The sequence below is a fragment of the Methyloversatilis universalis FAM5 genome (genome assembly GCF_000214035.2).
GTDB lineage: Bacteria > Pseudomonadota > Gammaproteobacteria > Burkholderiales > Rhodocyclaceae > Methyloversatilis > Methyloversatilis universalis.
In genome coordinates, this window is the sequence record NZ_AFHG01000049.1 from 91,312 (window position 1) to 118,155 (window position 26,844).

Below are 26,844 nucleotides of genomic sequence, written 5' to 3' on the forward strand. Positions count from 1 at the left end.
TGCGGGGACAGGAGGCGACCCCGTCGCGACCGCAGCGTTCCTCGGTGTAGGACGAAGACTACGCGTCCGCCAGGGCGCGACCGTCGGCAGGCGGCCCGGTAGAATCCGGCGCATGACCTCCAACCCGCTTCTTTCCGGCCTGAACGAACAGCAGTTCCAGGCCGTCACGCTGCCCGCTCAGTCCGCCCTCATCCTGGCGGGCGCCGGTTCGGGCAAGACGCGCGTGCTCACCACGCGGCTGGCCTGGCTCATTTCGACCGGCCAGGTGTCGCCGCACGGCATCCTCGCGGTCACCTTCACCAACAAGGCGGCCAAGGAAATGCTGGCGCGGCTGACCGCCATGCTGCCGATGAATGCGCGCGGGCTGTGGATAGGCACCTTCCACGGCCTGTGCAACCGCATGCTGCGTGCGCACTGGAAGGAAGCCGGGCTGCCGCAGCTGTTCCAGATCCTCGATTCGGCCGACCAGCTGTCGGCGATCAAGCGGCTGCTGAAGGCGCTCAACATCGACGACGAGAAATTCCCGGCGCGCGAACTGATGTATTTCATCAATTCGGCCAAGGAACAGGGCCTGCGCCCGCACGAGGTCGAGGCCTTCGACGATTTCGCGCGCAAGCGGGTCGAGCTCTACCAGGCCTATGAGGCGCAGTGCCAGCGCGAGGGCGTGGTCGATTTCGCCGAACTGCTGCTGCGCTGCCACGAACTTCTGCAGCGCAACGAGCCGATACGCGCGCACTACCAGCGCCGCTTCCGCCACATCCTGGTCGACGAGTTCCAGGACACCAACGTGCTGCAGTACCGCTGGCTCAAGCTGCTGGCCGGACTGGGCACCGACGGTCAGGCGGCGGTGATGGCAGTCGGCGACGACGACCAGAGCATCTACCGCTTCCGCGGTGCTGAGGTCGGCAACATGCGCGACTTCGAACGCGAGTTCCACGTCGACAACGTGATCCGGCTGGAACAGAACTACCGCTCGCACGGCAACATCCTCGACGCCGCCAATGCGGTGATCCGGCACAACAGCGGGCGGCTGGGCAAGAACCTGTGGACCGAGGCCGGCAGCGGCGAGCCGCTGCGCGTCTATGAGGCCTTCAACGACATCGAGGAAGCGCGCTGGGTGGTCGAGGAAATCAAGGCGCTCATCCACGACGGCACCGCGCGCGACGACATCGCGCTGCTCTACCGCAGCAATGCGCAGTCGCGCGTGCTCGAACACGCGCTGTTCTCGGCCGGCATTCCCTACCGCGTCTATGGCGGCCTGCGCTTCTTCGAACGGCAGGAGGTGAAGCACGCGCTGGCCTACATGCGGCTGATCGCGAATCCGCACGACGACACCGCCTTCACCCGGGTGGTGAACTTCCCCACCCGCGGCATCGGTGCGCGTTCGCTGGAACAGCTGCAGGACGCCGCGCAGGCGCATTCCACCAGTCTGTACGGTGCGCTGAACTTCCTGACCGGCAAGGCGGCGCAGTCGGTCGGCGCCTTCATCAAGCTGGTCGACCAGCTGCGTTTCGCCTGCGAAGGACTGAAGCTGCCGGAAATGGTCGAGCAGGTGCTCGAACTGTCCGGCCTGCGCGCGCATTACCTGACCGAGAAGGAAGGTCAGGAGCGTGTGGCCAACCTCGACGAAATCATCAACGCTGCCGCCAACTTCATTTCCGAGGAAGGCTACGCCCAGGTCGCGGCCGAGGACGAGACGGCGCCGCCAGACCCGCTGTCCGCCTTCCTGTCGCACGCTTCGCTCGAAGCGGGCGAACACCAGGCCGATGCCGGTCAGGCGGCGGTGCAGCTGATGACCGTGCATTCGGCCAAGGGACTGGAATTCGACGTGGTGTTCATGGGCGGTCTGGAAGAAGGGCTGTTCCCGCACGAGAATTCGGTGCTGGAGCGCGACGGGCTGGAGGAGGAACGCCGGCTCATGTACGTGGCCATCACCCGCGCGCGGCATCGGCTCTACCTGTCGTTTGCGCAGTCGCGCATGCTGCACGGCCAGACCCGCTACAACCTGCGCAGCCGCTTCTTCGACGAAATTCCGGCCGAACTGATGAAGTGGCTCACGCCGCCGGCCAGCGCGCGCGGCTATGGCGGCTTCGGCAGCAGCAGCGCCGTACCGGCGGCGCCGGCGAGCAGCAATCCGCGCAGCTTCGGCAGCGGCCGCAAGAATCCTGCGGTCAATGACAGCGGTTTCCGCATCGGCCAGCAGGTGGCGCACGCCAAGTTCGGCGCCGGCGTCATCGTGAACGCCGAAGGGTCGGGTTCGGATGCGCGGGTCCAGGTCAATTTCGGTGCCCACGGCGTCAAGTGGCTGGCGCTGGCGGTGGCCAAGCTCACACCGGCCTGATTACACATGAACGCGCGCCTCCGACTTCTCTGCGCCGTGCTGCTGTCCGCGAGCGCGGCGGCGAACGCGTCCGATACCTGGCGCACAGCGCATCTGCGCGGTGAATGCGATGCCGCGCTGACCGAAGCGCGCGCGGCTGCCGACAAGGGTGAGCCGGAAGCCATGCTGCAGATGTCGGACTGGCATTTCTTCGGTACCTGTCTGGGCAAGGACGACGCGGAATCCGCGCGCTGGGCGTTGCTGGCGGCCGAGGCGGGGCTGCCGCGTGCCCAGGTGGTGGCCGGCCAGATCTATGCCAGTGGCCTCGGCGTGACGACCGACCCGGCGGCGGCCCGCCGCTGGTACGAGAAGGCGGCCGAGGCGGGCGACGCCGAAGGCATGCTGCTGCTGGCCAAGATGATCGGTGCCGAAGCCGATCCGCTGGCGCAGGAACTGTCGCTGGCGTGGGCACGCCGCGCGGCTGACGCGAACTATCCGCCGGCCTACGTCCATCTGGCTGGCCAGTACAGCGGTGCCGGGCGCCAGACCGACTACGCCGAGGCGGCGCGCTGGCTGGACAAGGCCATCGTCGCCGGCTACCGCGACAATTCGGTGTGGGTGGCCTGGTCCTGGGCCTGTCTCAATCTCGGCCGTTACGACGAGGTGCTGCGCGCGGTGCAGCAGGTGCCGAAGGACGCGCCCGAATTCAAGGCGGCGCAGATCAACCATGCGCACGCGCTGCTGCTGAACGGACAGGTCGGCAATGCGCGCGAGGTGTATGCGGCCAACATGACGTTGCGCGGTGCCGACGAGTTCCGCCGCATCCTGCGCGAGGATCTGGCCGAACTGCGCCGCTCCGGTCGCGACCACCCGGGCATGGCCCGCATCGAGAAACTGTTCCTGAACAAGCCTTAGCGGGGCGGCGTCCGCACCGAAACACCATGCATCGCGACCGCTACCGCTGCTTCGCCGAACTGGCCGCCCATCACGTCGAGGGGCGCGACTTCCGCATCACCGTGCTGCGTCGCGGCAGCGGCGTGGCGATCGTCGCGCCGCACGCGGGACGCATAGAACGGGGCACATCCGAGGTCGCGCGCGCGATTGCCGGTGACGACTTTGATCTCTACCTGTTCGAGGGCTGTCTGCCAGCCCTGAATTTTGAAACCCTGCATCTGACCAGCCGCCACTTCGACGAGGCGCGGGCCCTGTCGCTGATCGGCGACAGCGAGCGGGTGGTCGCGGTGCATGGCGTGGCCGATACCGGCGAGCGCGCGCTGATAGGCGGCCGCGACCGGACGCTGGCCTGCGCCATCGCGGATCAGCTTCATCTGCGGGGCGTGCGTGCCTGCACCAGCGGTCACCGCTACCCCGGGCTGGATCCGCTCAATCTGTGCAATCGCGGCCGCAGCGGCGCCGGTGTGCAGCTGGAACTGAGCGACCGCCTGCGCGGCGGCCGCACCGAGCCGGACGTCATCGCCGGCGTTCGTGCGGCGCTGCATGGACTCGACATGACGCGGCGCTAGAATGGTGTCCTGCTTCCTGATCGCGGTCTGTCATGCGTACCCCTTATGTGCTCGCCGGCCTGCTGGTTGCCGTCGTCGCGCTCGCACTTGGCTGGGTCATTCTCGCCGGCTCGCCACGTGACGCCGGCGCCGGCACCCTGCGCGCGCTGTACGCGATCGAACCGCCGTTCGCTTTCGTAGACAGCCACGGCCGGGTCACCGGCGAAGCGCCGGAGGTGCTGCGCATCGTCGCGCGCCGCGCCGGCTTCCGCGATGTCGAGTTCGTTCACGCCGAGTTCGGCCAGCTGCTGCACGACCTGATGAACGGACGGGCCGAAGTGGTGGCCAGTGGCCTGTTCGTGACGCCCGAGCGGGCGCGCAGCGTCCGCTTCACACGGCCGACCGCGCGGGTCGGTACCGGGCTGGTCGTGGCGACCGGCAATCCGCTCGACCTGCACGGTCTGGACGACGTGGCCGCCCATCCGGAGGCCGTGCTGGCGGTGGTGGATGGCGCGGTCGAAATGCAGCAGGCCCGTCGCGCCGGCGTACCGCCGGCCCGCCTGCAGCGTCATGGCGATGCCAATGGCGCCGTCGTGGCCGTGATCGAAGGGCGGGCCGATGCGCTGGCGCTGTCCGACGTGTCCATCGGCTATATGCTGGCCAGCTCCGGCTATACCGGCATCGAAGCGGTCGCCGCCGTCCGCCCGCCGCAGCGGGACGGGCGCGATGATCCGGGCTGGCCGGCTTTTGCACTGCGCACCGACGACGAGGCGCTGGCCCGCCGGCTGGACGAAGCACTGGCCGGTTTTCTCGGCAGCGCGGAACACCGTGCGCTGGTGGCCCGTTTCGGTTTCGCGCCGCACAACCTGGCGGCGGAGGTGCGGCCGTGAATGGCCCGCGTGCCATGGCCAGCGGCGCGCCGGTGTTCGGCCTGGCGCTGCTGCTCTGCCTGTGCATGGGGCTGATGACCTATGCCCATGTGCGCTGGGACCAGGGCCTGGCCGCCGCCATCACCGCCCGCGACAACCTCGCGCAGTCACGGCGCTACGCAGTGCTGGCGCAGCTCGATACCGAGCGCCTGCTCGCCGGACAGACCTCCATTCCGCGTACCCGGGTGCTCGCCCATCTCGACCGCGCCCTCACCGTTGCGCGCGATCTGCGCAAGGGCAGCGGCGCCATTGCCGGTTTTTCCGCCCAGACTCCGATTCCGGGCGATCTGGCGGCCGCGGTCGACGCCTACGTCGCCGCGCTGGCCGACGCACGCGCGCTGATGGAGCGCCAGCTCGATGGTTTCGAAGCCGGGGGCAGCGCGCTGCTGGTGGCCCAGCGCGCCATCGATGCCCGCGTGGTGGCGGTGGAAGAGACGCTGCTGCGCCATCTCGCCAGCCAGCGCGCGACGCTGAAGCGCCACGACGCGATCACGCTGGGGCTGGTGGCGGTGCTCGGGCTGGTGGTGCTGTGCTTCCTGTACGTCGCGCACCGGCGGCGTGACCTGGCGGTCGGCGCGCTGCTGGCCAGCGAATCCAGGCTGCGCGCCTTCGCCGACAGCCTTCCGGAAATCGCCTTCCTGATGGACCGCAACGGCCGCTATCTCGAATCCTTCGGCAGCGCGAGCGCGCTGCTGGCCGCGCCGCCGGACACCCTGGTCGGCCGCACGCTGGACGAGGTGTTCCCGGCGGAAACCAGCAGCCGTTTCCTCGCGGTCATCCGGCAGGCGCTGGCGCGTCAGCGCACCCAGTCCTACGAGTACGCGCTGCACCTCGACGGCCGTGAGTTCTTTTTCGACGCCCGGGTGTCGCCGGTACCCGGCAGCGACCGGGTGGTGTGGGCGAGCTGGGACGTGACCGCGCGCCGGCGGGCGGAGGCCCACGCACGCGCGCTGACCCGGCTGTACAACTTCCTGAGCCAGGTGAACCAGACCATCGTGTGGGCGGCCAGCGAGGATGATCTGTTCGAGCGCATCTGCCGGGTGGCGATCGAGTTCGGCGGCTACCGGATGGCCTGGCTGATGCGGCTGAATGACCGCGATCAGCCGGTGCTGCAGGCCAGCGCCGGCGGCGCGGTGGCCGATCGGGCGCTGCTGTCCGGGCAGGCCTCGGTCGGGCGCACCAGCCTGACTGCCCGCGTGCTGCGCGACGGCCGGCTGCTGCGGCTGGGCGGGCTGGCCGGCGACGACGCCTGGATTCCGGCGGCGCGGGCGGCCGGGCTGGACGGATACGTCGGCCTGCCGCTGCAGCTGGACGGCAATACCGTGGCGGTGCTCTGTCTGCTGGCGCCCGAGGTCGATCCGGATGACGAAGACGAAGCCCGGCTGCTCGAAGAGGTCATCATGGACCTGTCGTTCGCGCTGCGCAGGCTGCGCGACGAACGCGAGCGGGCCAGTGCCGAACAGTCGGCGCGCCTGCTGGCGGCCGCGCTGCGCAGCACCCGCGACGGCGTGCTGCTGATCGATCTGGCCGGCGTGGTGGTGTCGGCCAACGAAGCGTTCTGCGAACAGACCGGGCTGGATGAATCCGCCCTGGTCGGCCGGGCGCTGACCGAACAGGCGGTATTCGAGGGGGCGGCGGCGCTGTTTGCCGACATCGACCGCGCGCTGCGCGACGGCGACGCCTGGCAGGGCGAGGTGTCAGCCCGGCGCGCCGGCGGCGAGCCGTGGTCCGGCTGGCTGTCCTGCGCCAGCGTGCGCGATGACGACGGCCAGCCCACGCACCGGGTGCTGGTGCTCACCGACATCAGCCAGGCGCGGCGCGCCGAGGCCGAGCTGCAGCATCTGTCGCAGTACGATCCGCTGACCGACCTGCCCAACCGGGTACTGATCCGCGCCCGTCTGGTGCACGCGATCGAACTGGCGCAGCGCCGCGGTACCCGGGTGGCGGTGCTGTTCCTCGATCTCGACAATTTCAAGACCATCAACGACGGTCTGGGCCACGCCGCCGGCGACGAAGTGCTGGCCGCCGTGGCGCATAGGCTGCGTGCCCGGCTGCGCCGGCAGGACACGCTGGGCCGCCAGGGCAGCGACGAATTCGTGCTGGTGCTGGAAGGGGTGGAGGCGCCGGCCGAGGCGGCGGTGGTCGCCCAGGGCGTGTTCGACAGTCTGGCCTCGCCGGTGCGGCTGGCGTCCGGGCAGGACATCTATCTGCAGGCCAGCATGGGCATCAGCCTGTATCCGGACAACGGTCACGACGCGGACGACCTGATCCGCGATGCCGACGCCGCGATGTACCAGGCCAAGCTGGGCGGGCGCAACGCACTGCGCTTCTATTCCGACGAGTACACGCACGCCGCGAACCAGCGGCTGTCGCTGGAAACCGGCCTGCGCCGTGCGCTGGAAAGCGAACTGTTCGAACTGCGCTACCAGCCGCTGATCGATCTCGCCAGCGACCGGCTGATCGGGGCCGAAGTGCTGGTGCGGCTGTCACCGGCGGCCGCACTGAACAGTTCGCCGGCCGAATTCATTCCCATCATGGAAGCCAACGGTCTCATCGTGCCGCTGGGCGATTTCGTGCGCAGCCAGGCGCTGCGCCAGGGGCGCGCCTGGCTGGATGCCGGCCTGCCGCCACTCACGCTGGCGATCAATCTGTCGGTCACCGAAATCCGTCGCGGCGGGCTGGAACAGCGCATCGCGCAGCAGCTGGCCGAAAGTGGCTATCCGGTGTCGCTGCTGGAGCTGGAAATCACCGAATCCGGTGCCATGGAGCAGGGCGAGCGCGCCCAGCAGTTTCTGGAAGTGATCGGCAGTCTGGGCCTGCGGCTGGCGATCGACGATTTCGGCACCGGCTATTCATCGTTGGCCTATCTGAAACGTCTGCCGGTGCACAAGCTCAAGATAGACCGCAGCTTCGTGTGCGACCTGCCGGATGACGCCAGTGCGGTCGAACTGGTGGACACCATCATCACGCTGGGTCATCAGCTCGGCCTGTCGGTGCTGGCCGAAGGGGTGGAGAACGTCGGCCAGCGCGACCTGCTGCGCGCGCGTGGCTGCGATGCCTGCCAGGGCTATCTGTATGCGCCGGCCCTGAGCGCCGAGGAGTTCGAGCGCCGCTTCCTGCGCTCGGCCACCGCCGGCTGAGCGGCGTCAGCTGCCGTTGCGGAAGGGCGCGGCCAGGTCGCCGGCGCAGTTCAGGTACTGCCCGGTCACGTCACGCGAAGCCGGGCCGCTGAACGGAATCTCGACGTCGCCGCCGACCTCGCCCAGCACCAGCCGGCCTCCGAAGAACATGAAGTTGCGCATCAGCGTGGCCCAGTCCACCTTGCGATCCGAATCGAAACCGGGCAGCACCAGCAGACCGTCGCGCGACACCAGCAGCACCGCCGGCCTGAACTGTTCCACCTCCAGCCGCGCCAGCAGCGGCAGCGCCGGATTGCCCTCCGGCGGCTGCACCTCGATGCGCGCGGTGACCTCGTCGCCCTCCCGCTGGCGCACGATGCGGATGTCCCAGCCACTCACTGTCACCGCGCTGCCGCAGCCGCGCGGCCAGCCGGCGTCCAGTTCGACCAGTGCGCGGTAGCGGCCGGCCGCAGGGTCGGCCGCGCGCGCCGCCGCCGGAGCGGCGATCAGCGACAGCAGCAACAGGCAGCACAGTCCTTGTTTCATGGCGGCTCTGACCGTGTGCCGGGACACGAGTTCGGGCGTGTCGCGTCGCGCCGCCGCCCGTGGCGGAGACCGTTCAGGCGCGGTGCAGCAGCGCGTGCAGCGCGACGAATTCCTGCGCCAGCTTGTGGCCGGGCGCGAAGTGGATCAGCGGCAGCGCCGCTTCGTGCGATTCCTTCACCTTGACCGAGGGCGACAGCGTGGCGTCGAGCACCGGCAGGCCTTCGTCGCGCAGTTCCTGCACCACGCGGGCCGGCAGGCTGGAGCGCGCCTGGTACTGGTTCACCACGATGCCTTCGAGTTTCAGCGCCGCGTTGTGGTCGGCGCGGATTTCCTCGATGTTGTCGATCAGCTGGTACAGCGCCTTGCGCGAGAACTCGTCGCAGTCGAACGGGATGAGCACCGATTCGGCCGCGATCAGCGCGCAGCGCGAGTAGAAGTTCAGGGCCGGCGGCGTGTCGATGTAGATGCGGTCGAAGCTGTCCAGTGCTTCCAGCGCCTCGCGCAGCTTGTAGATCTTGTAGCGCGACTCCAGCTTGCTTTCCAGCTCGGCCAGCTGAGGGCTGGCCGTCATGACCGACAGCCGCGGGTGGGCGGTGGCGGTGATGAATTCCGAGGTGTCCTTCGGCGACAGCTTCAGGTTGAGCAGCTGGTCGAAGAAGTCGGCGGCCCCCAGTTCGACGTGCTCTGCCGCGTCGCCCAGCAGGTAGTGACTGGAGTTGCCCTGGGTGTCGAGGTCGATCACCAGCGTGCGAAGTCCTTCGGCCGCGCTGATCGCGGCCAGGTTGCAGGTGATGGTGGACTTGCCGACGCCACCTTTCTGGTTGAATACGACGCGACGCATGACGAGCTCCTCGACCGAAAGACGCATTCTGCCAAATCCTTGGGTGCAGTGCACAATAAGCGGTGCGGCGCCCGGGCAACGGAGTGCGCCCGGTGCTGCGCAGGCTGTGGCCGAGGAGGGCGCGCGCGGCCCGGAATGCGGCCGTCCTGCGCCATGACCGGTAGAATCCAGCGCCGATTCCCTTGAAGGTCCATCTGGAAGGCAAACATGAGCGAATACGCTGTCCGCTTCCACCGCACCGGTGGCCCCGAAGTGCTGCAGTACGAGGCTGTGGACCTGCCGCCGCCGGCGGCCGGTGAGGTGCGGGTGCGCCACCACGCGGTGGGCGTCAATTTCATCGACATCTACCACCGCAGCGGCCTCTACCCGCTGCCGCTGCCGAGCGGACTGGGCCAGGAGGCGGCCGGCGTGGTCGAAGCGCTGGGGCCGGACGTGACCGGGCTCGCGGTCGGTGACCGTGTCGCCTGCGCCAGCGGTCCGCTCGGCGCCTACGCCACCGCACGCAACATGCCGGCGGACAAGCTGGTGAAGCTGCCGGACGGCATCGATTTCGAAACCGCCGCCGCGCTGATGCTGAAGGGTCTGACCGCGCATTACCTGCTGCGCCGCACCTGCCGGGTCGAGGTGGGCGATGCGGTACTCATTCATGCCGCTGCCGGCGGGGTCGGCCTGATCGCCTGCCAGTGGGCGCGCGCGCTCGGTGCCACCGTGATCGGCACCGTGAGCACGCCGGACAAGGCGGAACTGGCCCGCGCCAACGGCTGCGAACACGTGCTGACCGGCGTGGCAGCGGCCGACCTGCCGGCGCAGGTGCGCGCGCTGACCGGCGGGCGCGGCGTGCGCGTGGTGTATGACGGCATCGGCCGCGACACCTTCATGGCCTCGATCGACAGTCTGGCGCCGCTGGGCATGATGGTGAGCTATGGCAACGCCTCCGGCCCGGCGCCGGCGATCGAGCCCGGACTGCTGGCGCAGAAGGGTTCGCTCTTCCTGACCCGTCCCACGCTGTTCCACTACATCGCCGCCCGCGCCGATCTGGTGGCCGCGGCCGACGAACTGTTTGCCCGCGTGCTCGATGGCACGATACGGATCAACGTTCGGCAGCGTCATGCGTTGCAGCACAGTGCCCGTGCACACGAAGAGCTGGCGGCCCGCCGCACCACCGGCTCGACCATCCTGCTGCCGCAGTGAATGCCGACCGCAGCGCGGGGGCGCGTCTGCCGCAGCCCCTTTCCCTGCGGCGCGTTTTCGGAGCCATTCTGATGAAGTTTCTGTTGTCGCTGCTCGCCTGCTGCTGCATGCTGTCTCCCGCCCTCGCGCAGACGCCGGCTCAGGCGGGTTTCCTGAAGGCGGAAACCCGTCGCATCGACGAGCAGTTCGTCCGTCGCGTTGTCGAGATCACCCAGTTGCCTGCGTCTCAGGTACGCGAGGCGATGCCGGCCGCCGGCCGCATCACCGAAACGTCTGCCCGGGTGGCTGCGGCGATCGAAAAGCAGCTGGGCGAAGCGCTGACCGACGAGCAGAAACAGGCGATCGCGCAGGCCGACGAAGAACGTCGCGCCGCGCTGGCCGCGGCGCGCGTCGCTGCGAAGAACAAATAAGCACACGAAAGACACGCCGTTCGGCAGGTCGGGAGAAACGCGTATGGGTTCCAAGGTGTGTGCCATCGTCGGCATGGGTTCCGGAGTCGGCGCTGCAGTGGCGCGCCGCTTTGCGGCCGAAGGCTATTGCGTGGCCATGATTTCGCGCGATGCCGGCAAGCTCGAACGCTATGAGCACGAACTGGCGGCACGCGGCGTGACTGCCCAGGGCTTCGTGGTCGACGCCGGCAGCGACGAGTCGCTGGTGTCCGCCATCGAGGCCATGCGTCAGGCCATGCCGCCGCCCGAAGTGCTGGTGTTCAACGCCTCGGTGCCGCGCGAGTCTGCGCCGTCGCTGCTGGACCCGGAAGCGCTGGCGTCTGACCTCCGGGTCGGCGTGCTCGGTGCGCTGAGCGCGGCGCGCGCGGTACTGCCGGCGATGCGTGCCGACGGCCACGGCAGCATTCTGTACACCGGCGGCGGTCTGGCGGTGGAGCCGGTCGCGGCCGCCGCCTCGCTGTCGGTGCAGAAGGCGGCGCTGCGCAATCTGGTGTTCAGCCTGCACCAGGAGCTGTCGCCGGCCGGGGTGCATGCCGCCATCGTGACCATCGCCGGCGTGCTGCGTGAAGGCAGCCTGCTGGACGCCGCCCGGGTGGCCGATGCCTTCTGGACGCTGCATTCGCAGCCGCCGGGCCAGTTCGCCCGCGAAATCGTGCTGTCCTGAGCACCCCGCGATTCGCCAAGAGGAGCCCATGACCGAACGCGCGCTGCACAGCGTACTGATTGCCAATCCCAAGGGGGGCGCCGGCAAGAGCACGCTGGCCACCAATGTCGCCGGCCACTGGGCGAGCCAGGGCGCGCGCGTCATGCTGGGCGACATCGACCGCCAGCAGTCGGCCCGCCACTGGCTGGCCCTGCGCTCGCCGCTGCTGTCGCCCATTTCCACCTGGGACATCGAACCCGAACAGCCGGCGCGCCCGCCACGCGGCACCACCCACGTGGTGCTCGACACGCCGGCCGGCCTGCGCGGCAAGCGGCTGGAAGCCATGCTCAAGATGGTGGACCGGGTGCTCATTCCGGTACAGCCCTCCATCTTCGACATCCTCGCCACCGGCGATTTCCTGACCGAACTGGCGGAGCACAAGCGGGTGGCGGCGAAGCGGGTCCGGATAGGCATCGTCGGCATGCGGGTGGACACCCGCACCCGCGCGGCGCAGGAACTGGAACGTTTCTGTGCCGGACTCGATCTGCCGGTACTCACCTATCTGCGCAATTCGCAGCTCTACGTGCAGGCGGCCGCGCACGGCATGACGATCTTCGACCTGTCGCGGGCCCGGGCACAGGTCGACCGCGAACAGTGGCAACCCCTCATCGACTGGCTGGATTCCCCATGACCTCACGCAACGGCAAGACCCTGGCAGTCGTCCGCGACAGCTCCGAACTCGACGGCGCCAAGGCGCGCATCCTGGTGTTCGCCGGCAGTACCCGCGAGGCCTCGTTCAACCGCCGGCTGGCCATGGCCGCCGCGCGTTCGATCGGGGAAGCGGGCGGCGAAGCCACGCTGATGGAACTGCGCGATCATCCGCTGCCGCTGTACGACGGCGACCTGGAAGCCTCGGCCGGTCTGCCGCTGGGCGTGCGCCCGCTGAAGGAACTGTTCAAGGCGCACGATGGCCTGTTCATCGCCTCGCCCGAGTACAACGGCTCGGTCAGCGCGGTGCTCAAGAACGCGCTGGACTGGGTGTCGCGCCCGGCCGGCGACGAAGCGGGCACCGTGCCCTATGCCAACAAGGTGGTCGCACTGGGCGCTGCCTCGCCCGGCGCGCTCGGCGGCCTGCGCGGCCTGGTGCATCTGCGTGCGGTGCTGCAGTCGGTCGGCGCGCTGGTGCTGTCCGAACAGATCGCGGTCGGCAGTGCCGGCAGCGCCTTCACGCCGGACAACCGCCTTGCGGACGAGCGGCTGCAGCAGATGCTGGACCGCACCACCGCCCGGCTGGTCGACGTTGCATCCCGGCTGCGCGGCTGAAGTCGCCGCCCGCATCGCGCATCACACGTTTTTCATAACTAGAAGAGAGACTGAAGAGACATGAAGTACCTGCGCCTGCGCCACAACGGCGCCGAACGCCTGGGTCGCCTGAACGGCGACACGGTCGAACTGCTGGACGGCGACCTCTTTGCCGCGCCGACACCGACCGGTGAAACCGTGCCGGTCGAGGGCATCGAGTGGCTCATGCCCTGCGTGCCGCCCAAGATGGTCATCATCGTGCACAACATCCGCGCTGCGGTGGAGAAGGCCGGTCATCCGATCCCGGAAGACCCGCTCTACCTCGTGCGCTCGCCGCAGGCACTGAACTGGCACCAGCAGCCGATTCCGAAGCCCGCCGGTTTCGACGGCCGCGTGTTCTACGAAGGCGAACTGGGCGTGGTGGTCGGCAAGGTCGCCCGCAATCTGGACGAAGCGCAGGCGGCCGATGCCATCTTCGGCTACACCTGCATCAACGACGTGAGCGCGCTCGAACTGGTGGACAAGAACCCGTCCTTCGGCCAATGGACCCGCGCCAAGAGCTTCGACGGCTTCGGCTGCTTCGGTCCGGTCATTTCGACCGATCCGCTGCCGGCCGATGCGGAGATCGTTACCACGGTGGGCGGTCGCGAACGCCAGCGCTATCCGGTCACCGACATGATCTTCAGTCCGGCGCAGCTGGTGTCCCGCATTTCACGCGACATGACGCTGATGCCGGGCGACGTGATCTGCTGCGGCACCTCGGTGGGCGTGCTGCCGATGAAGCCGGGCACCACGGTCGAGGTGACCGTGAGCGGCGTCGGCACGCTGAGCAACGTCTACGCGCCGAACGAGTGACCGATACGCCGGAACGGCCCGTCCGTTCCGGCGCTGGTACGACCTGAATCAAGGCGGCCGGACGTACTGACCGTCATTCTGAAAAGATGGACGCGCACGCCGGCCTGCCTCATCTGCAGCCCATTCTCCTCTTCCTCGCCATCGCCGGCCTGGTGATGCCGCTGCTCGCCCGCGCGCGGGTCAGTCAGGTGGTCGCCTTTCTGGCCGCCGGCGCGCTGGTCGGCCCGCACGCGCTGGGCCGGCTGGCGGCCGAACACCGCTGGCTCGGCTGGTTCACCATCGCCGACGGAGAAGGCGTGCGGGTGCTGGCCGAACTGGGCGTCATGTTCATGCTGTTCGTGATCGGCCTCGAACTGCCGGCGCGCCAGCTGTGGTCGCTGCGGCGCTGGGTGCTCGGCATCGGCAGCGCGCAGTGGCTGGGCTGCGGTGCGCTGATCGGCGGCGTCGCGCTGGCCTTCGGCCACGCTCAGGAAGCGGCGGTGGTGCTCGGCCTCGGGCTGGCGATGTCGTCCACCGCGGTGGTGATGCAGCTGCTGGCCGAGCGCGGCGAAACCCGGTCCACTGTCGGCCGTATGAGTTTCGCGGTGCTGCTGCTGCAGGACATCGCGGTGGTGCCCATGCTCATCCTGCTTGGCCTGATGGCCGGCGACGGCACCGGCGGTCACTTCCTGACCCTGATGCTGACCGCGCTGCTGAAGGCCGCCGCCGCGGTGGCCCTCATCCTGCTGCTCGGGCGTCTGGTGCTCACGCCGCTGTTCCGCCGCGTGTCGGTCACCACCCAGGCCGACAGTTTCATGGCGCTCACGCTGCTGGCCACGCTGGGCGTCGCCGCGCTGACTGGCGCGGCCGGGCTGTCGATGTCGCTCGGCGCCTTCCTCGCCGGCCTCATGCTGGCGGAAACCGAATACAGGCACGCCGCGCTGCTGGCGATCGAGCCGTTCAAGGGCCTGCTGATGGGCCTGTTCTTCGTGTCGGTCGGCATGAGCCTGAACCTGCCGCAGGCGGCCGGCGACGCTGGCTGGCTGGTGGCTTCGGTGTTCGGCCTGTACGCGATCAAGAGCGTCACCATGTATCTGCTGTTCCGCCGCGCCGGCCTCACCCGTGGCGAGGCCGGCGAGACCGCGCTGCTGCTCGGTCAGGCCGGCGAATTCAGTTTCATCGTGCTGGGCATGGCCATCGCCTCCGGCGTGCTGGTCAGCGCGGTGGGCAACTTCATGCTGCTGGTGGTGACGCTGAGCATGTTCCTGACCCCGCTGGCGGCACGCCTCGGCCACGCGCTGCACCGCAGGCTGGACGCGCGCGGCGACGACGCGATTCCGCCGCTGCCCGGGCCGGACACCGACGACGGCGTGGTCATCATCGCCGGCTTCGGCCGTGTCGGGCAGATGGTGGCGCGGCTGCTGGACCGGGCCGGCGTGCGCTGGGTGGCGATAGAGCGCCATGTCGCCGCGGCCACCCGTCATCACGAACAGGGCCTGCCGGTCATCGTCGGCGACGCCGGCCGGCCGGCGCTGCTGCATCACCTCGGCGCGGGTCGGGCACGCGCCATCGTGGTCACGATGGACGACAGCGCGGCGGCCCGCCACGTGGTGCTCAGCCTGCGCTCTGAGTTTCCGTCACTGCCGCTGATCGCGCGGGCGCGCGATGCCGAGCACGGCCGCCAGCTGGTCGAGGCGGGTGCGAGCGAGGTCATTCCGGAAGCGCTGGAGGCGGCGCTGCAGATGGGGGTGCATGTGCTCGCCCGGGTCGGCGTGGATGCCGAAACCGGTGAGCGGCTGATCGAGGCGGAACGCGCCGCCGGCATCTGAGCCGGCGGCGGTCCGCCCGCCCCGGGGCGGTGGCCCCGGGCGAGGCTTCAGGGCTTCACGCCCGGCGGCAGCGCCGGCTTGCTCTCGACGCGGGTCGGGATGTGCTGGTCGTGGCCTTCGATGGCCGGGTGTTCCTGACCGGCGTGCACATGGTGGGTTGCGGTGCTGACGCCCGGCGGCAGCGCCGGCTTGTTCTCGACCGCGGTCGGTACGTGCTGGTCATGGCCTTCGACCGCCGGATGTTCCTGACCGGCATGCACGTGATGCGTACGGGTGCTGACGCCCGGCGGCAGTGCCGGGGTGTTCTCGACCGCGGTCGGCACGTGCTGGTCGTGACCTTCGATCGCCGGGTGTTCCTGGCCGGCGTGCACCTTCTTCGTCTTGGTGCTCACGCCGGGCGGCAGCGCCGGCTTGGCCGCGATGTTGGCGGCCTTCTTGCCCTTCACCGCCTCGGCCGGGTGGTCGGCGCCGGCGTGCTTGCCGGCCGCGTCCGCCCAGACCGGGGCGCTGATACAGAGGGAGAGCGCGATGACGGCCCATGGCTTGTTCATGATGTCTTCCTTCCGATTGGTGGGGTAGTTGAGTCCAGTCTGCGCTGGATCGTGCGCTGCAGCATTGATGTGTCTCAAACCGCTGTCGGGTGCCGTATCGGCACCTGCATTGCAACGCTATGCTGTGGCGCACGATGACCTTATCACTTCCGCCGCTGCTTTTCCTTCACGCCAACGGCTACCCCGCGGGCGTGTATCGGCGCTTCCTCGAACCGCTGGCCGGCAGCCGCACGCTGCACGCGATCGAGGCGCTCGGCGCCGACGCGCAGCACGGTCCGGGCCGTGGCTGGCGGCGTCTGCACGCGCAGGTGTGCGCCCTGGTTGAACGGCTGCCGGAAGGGCCGCTGGATCTGGTCGGTCACTCGATGGGCGGCTGGCTGGCGGCCATGGCTGCGGCCCGCCAGCGCGGCCGGCCGGTGCGGGTGGTGCTGATCGATTCACCGATGGTGCTGGGCTGGCGCGCTGCGCTGGTGTCGGCGGCCAAGGCTGCGGGCCTGACCTGGCGGGTCGGCCCGGCGCCGGTGGCGGCGCGCAGGCGCCAGCACTGGGCCTCGCGAGACGAGGCGCGCGCCCACCTCGGCGAAAAGGACTTCGTGCGGCGCTGGGCGCCCGGTGTGTTTGAAGATTTCCTGCGCGCCGGCCTGCACACGCTGCCCGACGGCAGCGTCACGCTGGCCATTCCGCGCGAAACCGAGCGCGACGTATACGCCACCATCGCCCACCGCGAAGCGCTGCGTGCGGTGCGGCGGCTGCGCGCGCGCGGCGTGCCGGTGGGCTTCATTGCCGGTCGCGATTCGGAAGAACTGAGGCTGGCCGGCCGCGAACAGAACCGCCGCTTCTGGGGCCGCGACTGGGTCGAACTGCCGACCGGCCATCTGGTGCCGATGGAGGCGCCGGAGGCCTGCGCGCAGGCGGTGGCGGCCTTACTCGGCCCCGCCTGACAGCGCCTCGGCGCGTTCGATGGCCGCTTCCAGCGCGGCGTCCGGATGGCCGGCCGGCAGCAGCAGCTGACCGGCGGTGCGTTCGTAATCGGCGTCGATCACGCTGCCCTGACCGGCCGCCCGCTGCGGGCCACCGAGGTTGGCGGTCACCAGCTGCGGGAAGGCCAGCACCAGCGCCACCATCAGGATCTGTATGCCGACGAAGGGTACGGCGCCCCAGTAGATGTCGCGCGTCGGCAGCGTCTTCGGCGCTACCGAGCGCAGGTAGAACAGCGCGAAGCCGAAGGGCGGGTGCATGAATGAGGTCTGCATGTTCACCGCCAGCAGCACGCCGAACCACACCAGGTCGATGCCCAGCTTGTCGGCCACCGGCGCCAGCAGCGGCACCAGGATGAAAGCCAGTTCGAAGAAGTCGAGGAAGAAGGCGAGCACGAACACCAGCAGCATGACCGCGATCAGGAAGCCGGTCTGGCCGCCGGGCAGCGACAGCAGCAGGTGTTCGACCCACAGGTGGCCGTCGATGCCGTAGAAGGTGAGCGAAAACAGCCGCGCGCCGATCAGGATGAACAGCACGAAGCAGGTGAGCCGCACCGTGCGGTCCAGCGCCTGGTTCAGCAGTTCGCCGCTCAGGCGGCGACGCGCCAGCGCCATCAGCAGCGCGCCGGCCGCGCCCATTGCGCCGCCTTCGGTCGGCGTGGCGAGGCCGAGGTAGATGGTGCCGAGCACCAGGAAAATGAGCGCCAGCGGCGGCATCAGTACGAAGGCCACGCGGCGGGCCAGATCCGGCAGCAGGTTCAGCCGCAGCAGGCGGTCGGCCAGCGCGGCGATCCAGGCCACCGCGCCACCGGCGGTGACCGACAGCAGCGCGCGCGCGTCCGCCGTATGCGCCTGCAGCGCAGGCAGCTGGCTGGCTGCCACACCGGCGGCTACCGCCAGCGCGAACAGCGCCCATACGCCACGCCGTTCGGCGGCGTCGTGGTCGTCCGCCTCCGGCAGCGCCGGTGCGCTGCGCGGCTTCAGCCAGGCCATGGCCAGCACATACACGAGATACAGACCGGTCAGCAGCAGGCCGGGCAGCAGCGCGCCGCGGTACATGTCGCCCACCGGGCGGTTGAGCTGGTCGCCGAGCACGATGAGCACCAGCGAGGGCGGAATGATCTGCGCCAGCGTGCCCGACGCGGCGATCACGCCGCTGGCCAGCCGCGCGTCGTAGCCGGCGCGCAGCATGATGGGCAGCGAAATCAGGCCCATCGAAATGACCGAGGCCGCGACCACGCCGGTGGTGGCCGCCAGCATGGCGCCCACCAGCACCACCGCGACGGCGAGCCCGCCGCGCAGCGTGCCGAACAGCCGGCCCACCGTGTCGAGCAGGTCTTCGGCCATGCCCGACCGTTCGAGCAGCAGGCCCATGAAGGTGAAGAAGGGAATGGCCAGCAGCGTGTCGTTGCTCATGACGCCGAACACCCGGTCCGGCATGGCCTGCACCAGCGAGGCCGACAGCAGGCCCAGTTCGATGCCGATCAGCCCGAACACGATGCCGCAGGTCGCCAGCGCGAACGCGACTGGCGCGCCGGACAGCAGGAACAGCACCATGGCGGCGAACATGACCGGGGCCAGATTGGCGGCCAGCCAGGCGGTCATCGGACGACCCTCCGGTCACGGCGTGTCATGCGTCGGCCTCCCGCAGTGCCGCGGCCCGGCGCACGATGAGCGCCAGGGCCTGCAGCGTGAGCAGCGCGAAGCCGGCCGGCACCAGGATGCGCGCCGGCCACAGCGGCAGGCCGCCAGCGCTGGCCGATACTTCGTGGCTGAGCCACGACGACAGGAACCAGGGCCAGGACAGCCACAGCATCAGCAGGCATACCGGCAGCACGGTCAGCGCGAGCGCGGCGATGTCGGCCTTCAGCCGGCCGCGCGGCGACAGGCGCGCGGTCAGCAGGTCGATGCGCACGTGCTCGTCCAGCCTGAGCACGCGGCCGGCACCGAGCAGGAAGGCGGCGGACACCAGATACCACTGCGCCTCCAGCAGCGCGTTCGAGCCGGCGTCGAACTTGCGCGCCAGCGCATTGCCCACCGCCAGCAGCACCGCCGCGAGGATGGTCCACGGCAGCAGCCGGCCGCAGGCCTCGTTCAGGCGGTCGATCAGGGCGGCGAGCGTGAGCAGTGCGCGCATGGCGGGCGGGTGAAGGATGAAGGCGCGATGGTACCGGCAGCGGGCGCTCCGCGGTGTCTGCCGTGCCGGCGATTGCGCGAAGGCGGGCCTCGTGCGCGGGGGCGGTGAGCGGTGCGAGGCCGTATCGCGGCGGGGGCGCCGCTCCCACCGGGGTCTCGGCGAGGGCTTTGGGCAGGTTTCGTGGGAGCGGCGCCTCGCCGCGATCCGGGCGGTGGATCGGACAGCGTTCGCTGTCCTGGGCAGAATCGCGACGAGGGCGTCGCTCCCACAATTGCGCGTCCACGTGCGCGGGAACGGTGCAATCCGGTGGGAGCGACGCCCCGTCGCGATTGCAGCGGTGGAGCGGCTGAGGCGTCTGAGCGGGCGCGGCGAGAACAGCGCCGCGCCCGCCGGCAGAGGCGGCGACCTACAATACTGCATCGCACAAGGATTGCCCGTCATGACCGCCACCACCCGCATCTGCCTCGTCCGTCACGGCGAAACCACCTGGAATGTCGATCGCCGGGTGCAGGGCCAGATCGATATTCCGCTGAACGATCACGGACTGAAACAGGCGCAGGCCACCGCGCAGGCGCTGCTGGGTGAGCGCATCGATCACCTTTACGGCTCCGATCTCGGGCGCGCGTGGGTGACCGCCGGCCGCATCGCGGTGCCGCGCGGGCAGGCGGTGATGCCTGAGCCGCTGCTGCGCGAACGTCACTACGGCGCCTTTCAGGGCCTCACCTACGGCGAGGCACGCGAGCGGCATCCGGACATTTTCCAGCGCTTCGAGGCCCGCGAACCGGCGCTGCGCTTTCCGGGCGATACCGGCGAAAGCCTGATCCAGTTCGACGCCCGCATCTGGGGGCTGGTCGAGGCGCTGCGCGCCCGCCACGCCGGACACACGCTGCTGCTGGTCACCCACGGCGGCGTGCTCGACATCGTGGCCCGCCGCGTGCGCGGTCTGCCACTCACCGGCAAGCGCGATTTCGACATCGCCAACTGCGCGCTGAACTGGATCGCGCACGACGCCGGCGGCTGGCGCATCGAGCGCTGGGGCGACGTCACGCACCTCGACGGTACGCTGGACGAACTGCCTGCCTGAGCCGGGCGACCTGATCACGGGCCGGATCGAGCGCCGGCGGAGCCGTGAAACAGACATCTGCCCGCAGCGCCCCGTGCGCGCGGAAGGTTGTCGGGCGAGAAGGTGAGGCGGGGGCGAGGCCGCGCGCGTGCGAAGCGGTCGCGACCGCACGGCCCGCATGCACCCTGGACCGCGCTATGGCGCCAGCGCTGATGAGGCGTTCGGGCGAATCCGGGGAATCACTCGGGGCGTGCCGCCGGAGAGGGATCGCGTGGCGGTGCGCGATCGATCAGGCCCGCGCCTGTCCCGACCGCACTGTGCCGCGTGGTGAAGCGCCTGATCAGGCGCGTGAGGCCGGATTCAGGAACCCGCGCATCAGGCGGGTGAGCCGGGGCATGACCACCCAGGTCATGGTGACCACGATGAGGCCGGTCAGCAGGGCCACTCGCGGCAGGAAGGGCAGCGGACTGAGCCAGGGCGCGACCAGCCACAGATAGAGCGACACGGTGGGGAAGATGCCCATCCAGGTCACCAGCGCCATGCGGGTGCGCGGCGGGTGGGCGGAGGGCGCGACCACCTGCGGGCCGAACCACGCTTCCAGCCCGGTCAGCACCCGGTACTCCGGTTCGTTCTCGCCGGCCGCGCACAGGCGCGGCTGCAGCGCGGCGCGGGTGGGGCTTTCGTCCCAGGCCTTCAGGTCGGCCTCGGAGCGGAAGTGGGCGATCACCTGATAGTCGCCGCCCGGGGTTTCAGGCGAGATCATCTGTGCGCCCATGAAGCCCGGCGCCTCGCGCATGGCCGCGAACATTTCGCGGATCACCGCCTCGTATTCCTGCTCGTAACCGAGCTTCGCCCGGCGGCGGGCGATGCGGGTCACATGGGCTTGCGGAGGGGTGGCGCTCATCGGTTTCTCCCTTCGGTTCCGGGCGATGCAAGGGGGGCGGCGCGCCGGCCGTGCCGGGCGCCGCAGGGCAGCACCTTACTCGCTGATGGCTTCGATCGCGATGTCGATGGTCACGTCGTCGCCGACGTTCGGCGCGTACTTGCCCATGTTGAAGTCGGTGCGCTTCACCGTCACCGTGGCGTTGGCGCCGATGGCGTCCTTCTTGAGCATCGGATGCGGCATCAGCTGGAAGCTGGTCACTTTCAGCGTGACCGGCTTGCTCACGCCCTTGAGCGTCAGCACGCCATCGACCGCGACCGGCTTGTCACCGTCGAAGGTGACCTTGGTCGACTTGAAGGTGGCGGTCGGGTAGGCGGCGGTGTCCAGGAAGTCCGGTGCCTGGATGTGCTCGTTGAACAGCGCCGAGCCGGTGCTGACCGACTTGGTGTCGATGGTGATGTCGACGGCGCCGGTCTTGGCGGCGCGGTCCAGCGTGACCGTGCCGGTGGTCTTGTCGAAGCGGCTCAGCTGGGTCGAGTAGCCGAAGTGGCTGTACGAGAAGCGCGGGAAGGTGTGGTTGGTGTCGAGCTTGAAGGTTTGCGGTGCGGCCAGTGCCGGGGCGGCGACGGCGGCGAAGGCGAGCGAGGCGACAAGGGTCTTGAGCGGGGTCATGGCAGTTCTCCGGTTGAAGTACATCTGTATATATGCAGCGAGGGTGAAAGCGGCTCAGCCGCCGGAAGTCATCTTCACCAGCGTGCGGTCACGCTTGACGAAGTGGTGGTACAGCGCAGCCGCGACATGGCCCAGCACCAGCAGCCAGATCAGTCGCGCGCCGAGCACATCCTTGTGGATGAAATCGATCGGCTTTTCGAAGGTCTTGAAATCCAGACCCAGGCCGTCGACCACCGCGCTCTGGAACAGTGCGGTGCTTTCGAACTTCGGAATCTCGAACAGGAAGAAGAAATCCGTATTCACGCCGGTGCCGAGGTAGCCGGTGATCGGCGCCACGATCATCACCGCGTACAGCGCCAGATGGCCGAGATGGGCGGCGCGGTGCGCCAGCGGCGTGCCCGGCTCGTCGTCCGGCACCCGGTTCATCAGCCGCCAGATCACGCGCAGTGCCACGATGACCGCGATGCTCACGCCCACCGACAGGTGGATCTGCAGCGCGGTCCAGTTCTCCGGAGTCTGCTTCTCGGTAAACCACTGGCGGTAGTAGACCGATACGTAGGCGGCGAGAAAGAGCGCGGCGGTGCTCCAGTGCAGCCACTTTGCGACGCGGCCGTAGTTCGCGGCGGTGTTCTTCAGGCTCATTGCAGTGCTCCTTGCGCGGGGGTGAAGGCCCAGGCGTCCATGGCCAGCACGTAGTCGTCGATGCCGGCGTGAAAGCGCTCGGCCAGCGCGCCTTCGCCCGCCGCGCCGAGCGCGACGAAGAAGGGCAGCAGGTGTTCTTCGCTCGGGTGGGCGCGCACCGCATCCGGCGCCCGGCGGCGGTAGTCGAGCAGGGCGGCGGTGTCGCCCTCGGCCAAGCGTGCGGCGAACCAGTCGGCGAAGGCGCGCACATAGGCCGGCGGCCGGCCGTCGCCGTGCGCGACGATCTGCCAGTCGCGCAGGTTGTGGGTCAGGTTGCCGGAGCCGAGCACGCGCAGGCCCTGCGCGGCCAGCGGCGCCAGCGCGCGGCCCAGCCGGTACGCGCCTTCGGCGCCGCCGCGGCTCTGCAGCGACAGCGGAATCACCGGCACGTCGGCATCCGGATACATGAGCCGCAGCGGCACCCAGGCACCGTGGTCCAGGCCGCGTTCGGCGTCCAGTCGCACCGGCAGGCCGGCGTCCTCGATGGCCGTGGCGACCAGGCCGGCCAGTTCGCGGCAGCCGGTGGCCGGGTAGCGGATCGCGTACAGCTCGGGCGGGAAACCGTAGAAGTCGTGAATGGTGTCCAGCCGGTCGGCGGTGCCCACGGTGGGCTGGGCGCTGTCCCAGTGCGCGCTCACCACCACCAGCGCGCGCGGCCGCGGCAGCGCTTCGGCCTTGGCGGCCAGCGCCGCACCGGCCGCACCCGGGCGCAGCGCGAAAGTGGGTGCGCCGTGCGGAACGAACAGACTGGCAGGGGCGGGGCGGGCAGACATGGCAGACATCCTTGATGCGATGCCTGCAGCTTAGTCATTCCGGTTTGATCGAAATAGACGACAATCCGGAAATCATCGTTGCTGGATTGACAACAATGGACAGGCTCGACGCTATGCAGCTGTTCGTGCGCGTAACCGAACTGGGCAGCTTTTCCGCCGTCGCCCAGCAGCTCGGCGTGGCGCGCTCGGTGGTCACCCGGCAGATCGCCGCGCTCGAAGCCCACCTCGGCGCCAAGCTGCTGGCGCGCAGCACGCGCCGGCTGTCGCTCACCTCGGCCGGCACCGCCTATCTGGAAAAATGCCGCGTCATCCTGAATCTGGTCGAGGCGGCGGAAACCGGCATCGCCGAGGAGCGGCAGACACCGCGCGGCCCGATCCGGGTCGGTGCGCCGCTGAGCTACGGTCTCAAACGGCTGTCGCCGCTGCTGCTCGACTTCGCCGAGCACTACCCGGAGGTCACGCTCGACATCGACTACAACGACCGCCGCGTAAACCTGATCGAAGAGGGCATGGACCTCGCCATCCGCGTCACCGCGAAGCTCGACCCGGCCACCGTTGCCCGCCGCATCGGCACCAGCCGCCTGATCGCGGTCGCCTCACCCAACTACCTTGCCCGCCACGGCACCCCGGCCACCCCGGAAGACCTCGCGAACCACCCCTGCCTCGGCTACACCGCGGTCGCCGCCAATCCGAGCTGGACCTTCACCACGCCCGGGGGGCGCACCGTCACCGTGCCGCTGCGCAGCCCGCTCACCGCCAGCAACGGCGACCTCCTGACCGAAGCCGCCGCCCGCGGCATGGGCCTCACCTGCCAGCCCGACTTCATCCTCGACCCCTGGCTGGCCGACGGTCGCCTGCTGCCGGTGCTCACCGGCTGCACCACGCCCGAACTGGGTGTGTATGCCGTGCTGCCCGGCAACCGGCATGTGCCGCATCGGGTCAGGGTGCTGATGGACTGGCTGGCCGAAAGGCTGATGGCATAGTTGGAAGCAGCCTGTTCGGGTACATTCCAGATGACCCAGAGGTGAAATTGAAGGGGTGAGGTTTTTCATCGCTGTTTAATACTGGATGAATACACAGCATGACGCGTCGAAACGTACGACCGGAAGCCGTTTCAGTCCGACCAACCCTGCCTGTTTATCCGGCAGCCTCCGTAGTTATGGCGCAAAACTGCGCCAGAAAACAAAGTTAGCCCCAAAGGATCGCGTATGACAGGAACTCCCACTCCTCTATATCTCGATTGGCAATTTTGGGCGGCTGTCGTTGCTGCGCTTGCCCTTGTGCTGTCTCAATTGCCGCCAGTTCACCTCTGGTTCCGTCCGCGGCGTCTTGACGTGGAAGTTCACAGCCGCATCCAAGTAACTCATAAAGTCGGAAACCCAAACGTCGGAATGTTCGTCAGCATTCGAAATACTGGTGGGCGAGAACTACGAATTCGGTCTCTGCGAATCGTAATTGCCCGAGACAGCGCGCCGTTGCTGACGCTTCCGGCACAAAACTACTTTGAAACACCATCTTCGCAGGCATCCGTTCTGTTTGTCCCATTTTCGCTAAAGCCAGGTGACACATGGGCTCATGGCACAAACTTCCTCAACTTATTCGATCGAGCGACTGAGAAGCTGTATCGAGAGGCGGAGTCCGCCCTTAGGGCGGATATCCAAAAGAAGCTAAAGGCGAAGACAGTGCAGGACAATGAGATGGTCGTCGCCGAACAAGAATTGGTCGCTCCTTTTACCAAGTTGTTTAACGACCTGTTCGTCTGGAAGCCTGGAGAGTATGTTGCCGAGCTTATCGTTGATGCAGAGCCCGGATCAGCTTCATTCAGCAAAAAGTACCGCTTTACTTTGTACGAGTCCGATTCGGAGGAACTTGAAACGCACACAGACGACTACAAGTTCGGCGGGGGTGTCTCATACAACATAGAAAGGCACGTGGGTGTATTCGTTCCTCTGTCACAACATGGGGGCTAACCCGGCGTTGCAAGGGACGCTCCGCCTATCAGCGGCGCGCCCCTGAACTTGGACGTTAGGCCGCTCGTCCACAATCATGGTGATCCTCGCTCTTACTCCGGACGGCTTCACTGAAGCGCTGCGCCTCGCCAACGGTGTCCACCCCGTGTGGTGCTCAGCAAGCGCCGTCTCGCATGAGCAACTCGCTGGCATGCACCTAACCATGGTCACGCGTTTCGTGTACTCGCTCGATGATTTCATCGCTAATCCATCAGTGCTGGAGGGCGCCCTGGACACCATTGGTCAGCATCATCCCGGTGAGCGCGTTTGGGTCGAGCGTCTTGCAGCAGCCTAACCCTTCGTTGCACCCGACATGCGTCAGCCTGCGGCTGCCGCATGTCGGGTGAACTCAAACGTTGAGCGTCATGAACTACGCGACAGGACAGACTGCGCAAGTGGGTGACCGTGTGCTCATCGAGCGAGGTAGAACACCTGGGCGCGTACGTGAGGTGATCGATGCCGATGCGGACTTGAGTCAGTGGAATGTGAAAGAGCCGGGGCTCATGATCGAAGCCGCACCGTTCGGTTTGGTTTTTTGGCCAGCCAGTTCGCCAGACGCAGTGGTCCTAGTCGGCCGTGAGCAGGAGTTGTGATGCGACGCCCAACCCATCATTCCAGCGGACCGCCTGCGGCGGCCGCTGAATTCAAGCGTTGAGGCTGTAGAAAAACCCCTCCCGCCCCACCGCCGTCCACATGCCGTCGTTATGATTTCGCATCGCCTCTCCGGAGCCCCGCGATGCCGCGATTCAAGACGCCTGACTACGGCCTGAAGCTCATCCCGGTCGATTTCGCGCAGCAGGTGCTGCCCGGCACCTTCGAGTTCGCGCTTTGCCACCTGGTCGACAACGACCTCGATCTTTCCGCGCTCCGCGCCCGCTATGCCAACGACGCCGGTGGTGCCCCGGCCTTCGATCCGGCGGTGCTGCTCAAGATCGTGTTGCTCGGCTACTCGCGCGGGCTGATCGGTTCGCGCGCCATCGCTACCGCCTGCCGCCACAACGTGCTGTTCATGGCCGTCTCCGGCGACAGCGCGCCGCACTTCACCACCGTCGCCCACTTCATCAGCCATCTGGGCGATGAGGCCCGCGCGCTCTTCACCCAGGTGCTGCTGGTGTGCGACCGCCAGGGGTTGATCGGGCGAGAGCTCTTCGCCATCGACGGCGTGAAGCTGCCGTCGAATGCCTCCAAAGCGAAGAGCGGCACGCGGGCCGACTTCGAGCGCGAGGCCGCGAAGATGGAGGCGGCCGTGCAGCGCATGATCACCGAGCAGAAGGCGCGCGATGCGCAGGCGGGCGAACAGGACGTGGCCCGCGCACAGCGCACCCGCGAACGTCTGAGCCGCGAGGCGGCGAAGATCCGCGACTGGCTGGCGCGTAACCCGCAGGACAGGCAGGGCGCCAGGGGCGCGGTGCGCCTGTCGAATCGCACCGACAATGACTCGGCCAAGATGGCCACCGCCAAGGGCGTGGTCCAGGGCTATACCGGGGTGGCCACGGTCGATGCCGCCCACCAGATCGTGGTCGATGCGCAGGCGCACGGCACCGGGTCGGAACAGGAACTGCTGCTGCCGGTGATCGACGCCAGCAGCGCACA

General features: G+C 68.6%; 27 protein-coding genes. 18 read left to right on the forward strand and 9 right to left on the reverse strand.

The features are described 5' to 3' along the window. The first annotated feature begins 112 nt into the window (after positions 1 to 112). The 5 genes from uvrD to METUNV1_RS10505 are packed head-to-tail and all read left to right on the forward strand — an operon-like array spanning position 113 to position 7,891. A complete protein-coding gene (gene uvrD / locus METUNV1_RS10485) occupies positions 113 to 2,341 on the forward strand; it encodes a DNA helicase II (protein ID WP_008061498.1) in 2,229 nt (742 codons plus the stop codon). Positions 2,342 to 2,347: 6 nt separating this feature from the next. Continuing rightward, positions 2,348 to 3,235: a tetratricopeptide repeat protein gene (locus tag METUNV1_RS10490; RefSeq protein ID WP_008061503.1), complete on the forward strand. Its 888-nt coding sequence runs from the start codon at positions 2,348 to 2,350 to the stop codon at positions 3,233 to 3,235. A 26-nt stretch (positions 3,236 to 3,261) separates the two neighbouring features. Next, positions 3,262 to 3,843 carry a poly-gamma-glutamate hydrolase family protein gene (locus tag METUNV1_RS10495; protein WP_008061509.1) on the forward strand — a complete coding sequence of 194 codons (582 nt, stop codon included), beginning with the start codon at positions 3,262 to 3,264 and terminating at the stop codon, positions 3,841 to 3,843. Between the two features lie 32 nt (positions 3,844 to 3,875). After that, a complete protein-coding gene (locus METUNV1_RS10500) occupies positions 3,876 to 4,712 on the forward strand; it encodes a transporter substrate-binding domain-containing protein (protein WP_008061511.1) in 837 nt (278 codons plus the stop codon). Continuing rightward, a complete protein-coding gene (locus METUNV1_RS10505) occupies positions 4,709 to 7,891 on the forward strand; it encodes a sensor domain-containing protein (RefSeq protein ID WP_139026347.1) in 3,183 nt (1,060 codons plus the stop codon). Before METUNV1_RS10500 ends, METUNV1_RS10505 begins: the two co-directional genes overlap by 4 nt. A 6-nt stretch (positions 7,892 to 7,897) precedes the next feature. Here the strand turns inward: METUNV1_RS10505 and METUNV1_RS10510 are convergent, their stop codons facing one another. Further along, on the reverse strand, positions 7,898 to 8,416 hold the full coding sequence (locus METUNV1_RS10510) for a hypothetical protein (protein WP_043359679.1): 519 nt from the start codon (positions 8,414 to 8,416) through the stop codon (positions 7,898 to 7,900). A gap of 73 nt (positions 8,417 to 8,489) precedes the next feature. Then, positions 8,490 to 9,257, reverse strand: a complete 768-nt coding sequence (locus METUNV1_RS10515) for a ParA family protein (RefSeq protein ID WP_043359698.1) — start codon at positions 9,255 to 9,257, stop codon at positions 8,490 to 8,492. A 207-nt stretch (positions 9,258 to 9,464) separates the two neighbouring features. On the opposite strand from METUNV1_RS10515, the gene METUNV1_RS10520 reads away from it, so the two are divergent. The 7 genes from METUNV1_RS10520 (at position 9,465) to METUNV1_RS10550 (ending at position 15,505) form a co-directional block, all read left to right on the forward strand. Continuing rightward, a complete protein-coding gene (locus METUNV1_RS10520; RefSeq protein WP_008061515.1) occupies positions 9,465 to 10,448 on the forward strand; it encodes a quinone oxidoreductase family protein in 984 nt (327 codons plus the stop codon). 71 nt (positions 10,449 to 10,519) lie between these two features. After that, positions 10,520 to 10,858 carry a hypothetical protein gene (locus METUNV1_RS10525; RefSeq protein ID WP_043359700.1) on the forward strand — a complete coding sequence of 113 codons (339 nt, stop codon included), beginning with the start codon at positions 10,520 to 10,522 and terminating at the stop codon, positions 10,856 to 10,858. Positions 10,859 to 10,901: 43 nt separating this feature from the next. After that, a complete protein-coding gene (locus METUNV1_RS10530) occupies positions 10,902 to 11,561 on the forward strand; it encodes an SDR family NAD(P)-dependent oxidoreductase (RefSeq protein ID WP_008061517.1) in 660 nt (219 codons plus the stop codon). Between the two features lie 28 nt (positions 11,562 to 11,589). Continuing rightward, on the forward strand, positions 11,590 to 12,231 hold the full coding sequence (locus METUNV1_RS10535; RefSeq protein WP_008061518.1) for a ParA family protein: 642 nt from the start codon (positions 11,590 to 11,592) through the stop codon (positions 12,229 to 12,231). Further along, complete coding sequence (locus METUNV1_RS10540) at positions 12,228 to 12,863, forward strand: NADPH-dependent FMN reductase (RefSeq protein WP_008061519.1); 636 nt, start codon at positions 12,228 to 12,230, stop codon at positions 12,861 to 12,863. The genes METUNV1_RS10535 and METUNV1_RS10540 overlap by 4 nt, the downstream gene beginning before the upstream one ends. A gap of 60 nt (positions 12,864 to 12,923) precedes the next feature. Continuing rightward, entirely contained in the window at positions 12,924 to 13,697 is a 774-nt protein-coding gene (locus METUNV1_RS10545) for a fumarylacetoacetate hydrolase family protein (protein WP_008061520.1), read from the forward strand. A gap of 86 nt (positions 13,698 to 13,783) precedes the next feature. Beyond that, on the forward strand, positions 13,784 to 15,505 hold the full coding sequence (locus METUNV1_RS10550) for a cation:proton antiporter domain-containing protein (RefSeq protein ID WP_008061521.1): 1,722 nt from the start codon (positions 13,784 to 13,786) through the stop codon (positions 15,503 to 15,505). 47 nt (positions 15,506 to 15,552) lie between these two features. Here METUNV1_RS10550 and METUNV1_RS10555 read toward each other — a convergent pair whose 3' ends face one another. Continuing rightward, a complete protein-coding gene (locus METUNV1_RS10555; RefSeq protein ID WP_193374310.1) occupies positions 15,553 to 16,056 on the reverse strand; it encodes a hypothetical protein in 504 nt (167 codons plus the stop codon). 134 nt (positions 16,057 to 16,190) lie between these two features. Here METUNV1_RS10555 and METUNV1_RS10560 point away from each other — a divergent pair, with 134 nt between their 5' ends. Next, a complete protein-coding gene (locus METUNV1_RS10560; protein ID WP_043359706.1) occupies positions 16,191 to 16,997 on the forward strand; it encodes an alpha/beta fold hydrolase in 807 nt (268 codons plus the stop codon). Here the strand turns inward: METUNV1_RS10560 and METUNV1_RS10565 are convergent. Together METUNV1_RS10565 and METUNV1_RS10570 are read right to left on the reverse strand one after the other, a co-directional pair. Next, positions 16,980 to 18,638 carry a TRAP transporter large permease gene (locus tag METUNV1_RS10565; protein WP_008061524.1) on the reverse strand — a complete coding sequence of 553 codons (1,659 nt, stop codon included), beginning with the start codon at positions 18,636 to 18,638 and terminating at the stop codon, positions 16,980 to 16,982. The two genes, METUNV1_RS10560 and METUNV1_RS10565, sit on opposite strands and share 18 nt — an antisense overlap. A 25-nt stretch (positions 18,639 to 18,663) precedes the next feature. Further along, entirely contained in the window at positions 18,664 to 19,170 is a 507-nt protein-coding gene (locus METUNV1_RS10570; protein WP_008061531.1) for a TRAP transporter small permease subunit, read from the reverse strand. 439 nt (positions 19,171 to 19,609) lie between these two features. On the opposite strand from METUNV1_RS10570, the gene METUNV1_RS10575 reads away from it, so the two are divergent. Continuing rightward, on the forward strand, positions 19,610 to 20,254 hold the full coding sequence (locus METUNV1_RS10575; RefSeq protein ID WP_008061539.1) for a histidine phosphatase family protein: 645 nt from the start codon (positions 19,610 to 19,612) through the stop codon (positions 20,252 to 20,254). Between the two features lie 319 nt (positions 20,255 to 20,573). Here METUNV1_RS10575 and METUNV1_RS10580 read toward each other — a convergent pair whose 3' ends face one another. From METUNV1_RS10580 to METUNV1_RS10595, 4 genes are all read right to left on the reverse strand, one after another. Next, a complete protein-coding gene (locus tag METUNV1_RS10580; RefSeq protein ID WP_008061545.1) occupies positions 20,574 to 21,137 on the reverse strand; it encodes an antibiotic biosynthesis monooxygenase in 564 nt (187 codons plus the stop codon). Between the two features lie 75 nt (positions 21,138 to 21,212). Continuing rightward, positions 21,213 to 21,788 (reverse strand): YceI family protein, encoded by a 576-nt coding sequence (locus METUNV1_RS10585; protein WP_008061546.1) that lies wholly within the window; start codon positions 21,786 to 21,788, stop codon positions 21,213 to 21,215. A gap of 54 nt (positions 21,789 to 21,842) precedes the next feature. Then, the gene (locus METUNV1_RS10590) at positions 21,843 to 22,430 is read right to left on the reverse strand and encodes a cytochrome b (protein WP_008061547.1); all 588 of its coding nucleotides are present in this window, start codon (positions 22,428 to 22,430) and stop codon (positions 21,843 to 21,845) included. Beyond that, on the reverse strand, positions 22,427 to 23,242 hold the full coding sequence (locus METUNV1_RS10595) for a DODA-type extradiol aromatic ring-opening family dioxygenase (protein WP_008061548.1): 816 nt from the start codon (positions 23,240 to 23,242) through the stop codon (positions 22,427 to 22,429). Before METUNV1_RS10595 ends, METUNV1_RS10590 begins: the two co-directional genes overlap by 4 nt. A 95-nt stretch (positions 23,243 to 23,337) precedes the next feature. Here METUNV1_RS10595 and METUNV1_RS10600 point away from each other — a divergent pair, with 95 nt between their 5' ends. From METUNV1_RS10600 to METUNV1_RS10615, 4 genes are all read left to right on the forward strand, one after another. Next, positions 23,338 to 24,225, forward strand: coding sequence for a LysR family transcriptional regulator (locus tag METUNV1_RS10600; protein WP_043359681.1), 888 nt, complete (start codon positions 23,338 to 23,340; stop codon positions 24,223 to 24,225). 225 nt (positions 24,226 to 24,450) lie between these two features. Next, a complete protein-coding gene (locus tag METUNV1_RS10605) occupies positions 24,451 to 25,212 on the forward strand; it encodes a hypothetical protein (protein WP_008061552.1) in 762 nt (253 codons plus the stop codon). Positions 25,213 to 25,288: 76 nt separating this feature from the next. After that, entirely contained in the window at positions 25,289 to 25,546 is a 258-nt protein-coding gene (locus tag METUNV1_RS10610) for a hypothetical protein (RefSeq protein ID WP_008061554.1), read from the forward strand. 441 nt (positions 25,547 to 25,987) lie between these two features. Next, the coding region (locus METUNV1_RS10615; RefSeq protein ID WP_043359684.1) for a transposase at positions 25,988 to 26,844 on the forward strand (857 nt) is incomplete at its 3' end.